Source organism: Mesorhizobium sp. M2A.F.Ca.ET.039.01.1.1 (assembly GCF_003998035.1).
Classification (GTDB): Bacteria; Pseudomonadota; Alphaproteobacteria; order Rhizobiales; family Rhizobiaceae; genus Mesorhizobium.
This window is the reverse complement of the sequence record NZ_RZRY01000705.1, coordinates 1-3144: the sequence shown is the minus strand read 5'-3', so window position 1 is coordinate 3144 and position 3144 is coordinate 1. Positions and strand designations below refer to the sequence as shown.

Sequence of the window (3144 nt, the reverse complement as noted above, 5' to 3'; positions counted from 1 at the left end):
GGCCAAAAAAAGGAACTTGCAGGTAGCTCAGCGACAAGTGAATCCCATGTGACACGGCGTTCGGCAGCACCTCAGATCGACGGATCGGCTCGACCAACCTCTTCTCCGCGGAAGGCGAGTATCGTCTCTAAAGACGATCGAACTCCGCCACCGCAAACCAAGCATCGCCTTGCGCAGGATCTCATTGGCCTGGCGCAGCTCCCGCTTCCAAGAGCCTTCAGCTTTCTCGGTAGCCTCGGTGGGGACACCTCCCAGCATACCGCTATCCTCTGGCCGGCCCATCCGCTGTGCGCTGCGTTGTGCAGCCGATCTTGGCGCGATCGAGGAGCGCGATCGAGGAGACGGCGGCCGTTTGCAGCGGATATTCCCCTCGTGAGCTTTTGACTAGCCACACGGTTCTTCGTGGTCAATATTGGTTCGCCGCATGATGGGACTTTACGGGACGAGCGTTCAATGGGAACGACGCACCTTGCTAAGCCAGCGGTGCAACCCCGATCAGCGGAATAGCTAGGCTCTCGTCCCCGCAGGGACGCCTCAGGCGATCGTGCATCGCATTTAAGAGCTCGCCGGTTTCAAGCGTCGTATGTATATCACCGCGTTCGCGCGCCACACCAACGGCAGCTCTTTTCAAGCCGATCCTCTCCCGGAGCTGTAGACCCGTGCCCTAACCGACGCCTCTTCGTAAACAAGCTCACGCAAATGGCGGTCGCCGCGTCGGGATATGTGGCCGCCGAAATCGACTTCACCGGATTAGGCGGTGTGGACGAATTACTCAGGTATCTAGACGCTCCGCGAATACATGCAACAAATGCTTCAAATAAATTTATAGAATCTTTGCGAGCGCAAGTCCCTGAAGGTTATAGGTTCATCTTAAATCTGAGGTCAGGCGCGCTGAAAGAGGCTAATACCCTGTTTACGCCCGGACCGCCGCAGCTCGCAATGGAGAAATGGATGCCAAGAGCAACGAGAGCGCTTATCCTAGTTGAAGGTCATAGGGGAATTGGTCTGCGATACGTCCAAGCGGCCCAGAGTCTTGGTTTCCATCCAATTACCCTGTCGGCTGATCCTGCTCGGTATGACTACCTTGCGGCGGAAAGTGTCGAGACAATCCGTGTCGATACAGACAATCTCGATGCGCTGATTCACGAATGTTCGCGGCTACGTGCGACGTATGACATTGCTGGCATTACTGGCTTTGCGGGCGACGACGAGTCGATCTACGCGACAGTTGGCAAGCTCTGCCTGCATTTCGATCTACCGGGACCGAACCCCGCATCGATTGAACAATGCTGCGACAAATTTACTCAACGTCAGCTCCTCGCGGAGGCCGGCATTCCAATACCTGCTTATCGCTTAGCAGCGAATGCAGCGGAGGTTGAAATCTCTGCCGCCGAGATCGGCCTGCCGGTGATTCTGAAGCCAGTCATAGGCAGCGGCAGCATCGGTGTGCGATTATGCAGCACCGTCGATGAGTTAGCCGAACATACCACCTACCTATTGGGTGGGAAGCATATTTGGCGATCTTCACCGAGGATACTTGTTGAAGAATACGCGAATGGTCCAGACTACGGCGCTTACGCAATGGGAAATGAAATCGTTGGGATAGAGGCTGCTGTATATGGCGGCCAGCCGCATTTCGTCTGTAGTGAAGGAACCTTCCCAGCCCCGCTCATTGATGACGAGTACAAACTTATGGCCGATGTTTCGCTGAGTTGCTTGCGATCTCTCGGCCTTGGCTGGGGGCCAACCAGTATCCAATTCCGATGGACGACACGTGGTCCAGTCGTTATTGAAGTCAACCCGCGGCTTGGTGGTGGTCCTCAACCGGTTCATCTGGCTTACGGAGTCGACCTCGTCACCGAACACATCAAGCTTGTCATCGGTCGCGAATGTAACCTGCGCAAAAGCCATTCACATATCGCGGCCTGGCGCTCATTGTTTCCTGATCGCGATGGCATCCTCGATTGGATCCATGGCGGCAGTCAGGCTGCTGCTGTACCGGGTGTCGCCGAAGTCAAATTTTATGTTGAGCCCAAGACGCCGATCATCAGGAAGGGCGATTACCGAGACTCCATGGGGTACATTATCGCCGTTTCATCCAACCGTTCTCGGACAAAGTCGATACTCCAGCAAGCCATCGACCTAATCGACTGGTCGATCACACCATTTCCGACTGAACAGGAACAATAATCGGTTCCTCGTCTCTCCGCACCAGCGCAGATGTCCCAGCCAAAGAGTGATCGTTGCCGAACATTGGTGCGATTGAGAGCACGAAAGAGATGCGGAGCCATAGCTATACTTTGCGATCCGTGGCGAATCGCGATCGGTTGATTTTTGCTGATTCACAGAAGCCTCGTGCTTTGCTTTCCGCGACACGATCGTGAGTGGCGACTGATTACCTGCGCTCCAAAGGGGCTTTGCGCGAGCTAGGCTTCGCTTGATCAGGCGGCCGCCACCTGCTGAACAAGTCTCTCGGAGACATCTTGCAGCCAGATGACGTCGATATGGAAACTGCATTTGACCATGGCCGCTGGGCGTTCAATCGTCTGACTTCTCTAGCCGCGAGTTGAACAACAAGCACAGGACGATCAAGCCTCAGCGACCGGATTGTGCTGGCCAGTCTTAGCGGAGGCTGTGTCATTGTTGCGCGAATGCAAACCTCAAAAATCAATGGAGTAGACTCATGACGATCCCAAAGGGTGTACAGGCATTTCCACGCACTGAATACCTGCGCCGGCTGTCCGCCGTGAAGGCTGAAATGGAGGGACGCGACGTGGACGTACTGCTCGTTTTGGACGCTTCCAATATCACTTATCTTTCAGGCTATACCACGCCGTCCGGATATGTTCCTCAGGCGCTTGTGATTGACGGGGTGGCTGAGGAGCCGACATTCATCCTTCGTCGTTGCGATGCGCCGGCGGCCATGTACGAATGTTTCATGGAACAGGATAAGATCATCGGCTACCCGGAAGCGCTCATTGGCAATCTAGCCAACGACGGATACGATGCCGTCATCGACTTCCTGAATGAAGCTGGTCTCGCGAAACGGGGGCTGGGTATCGAGATGTCGAGCCTGCCTGCAGCGACATCGGAAAAGTTCAAGTCACGGCTGCCTGAGGCTCGCGTTGTAGACTGCACCAAGCT

Annotated in this window: 2 protein-coding genes and 1 pseudogene; 2 read left to right on the top strand and 1 reads right to left on the bottom strand. The window is 55.2% G+C overall.

Going from position 1 to position 3144, the window contains the following annotated elements; genetic code table 11:
- Positions 1-472: 472 nt before the first annotated feature.
- A pseudogene (locus EOA24_RS43455) lies at positions 473-750 on the bottom strand (hypothetical protein); the annotation flags it as partial.
- A 201-nt stretch (positions 751-951) separates the two neighbouring features.
- On the opposite strand from EOA24_RS43455, the gene EOA24_RS32200 reads away from it, so the two are divergent.
- Positions 952-2190, top strand: coding sequence for an acetyl-CoA carboxylase biotin carboxylase subunit family protein (locus EOA24_RS32200; RefSeq protein ID WP_127410489.1), 1239 nt, complete (start codon positions 952-954; stop codon positions 2188-2190).
- A gap of 493 nt (positions 2191-2683) precedes the next feature.
- Positions 2684-3144: aminopeptidase P family N-terminal domain-containing protein (locus EOA24_RS32195; protein ID WP_189354406.1), on the top strand; the 461-nt coding region annotated here is incomplete at its 3' end.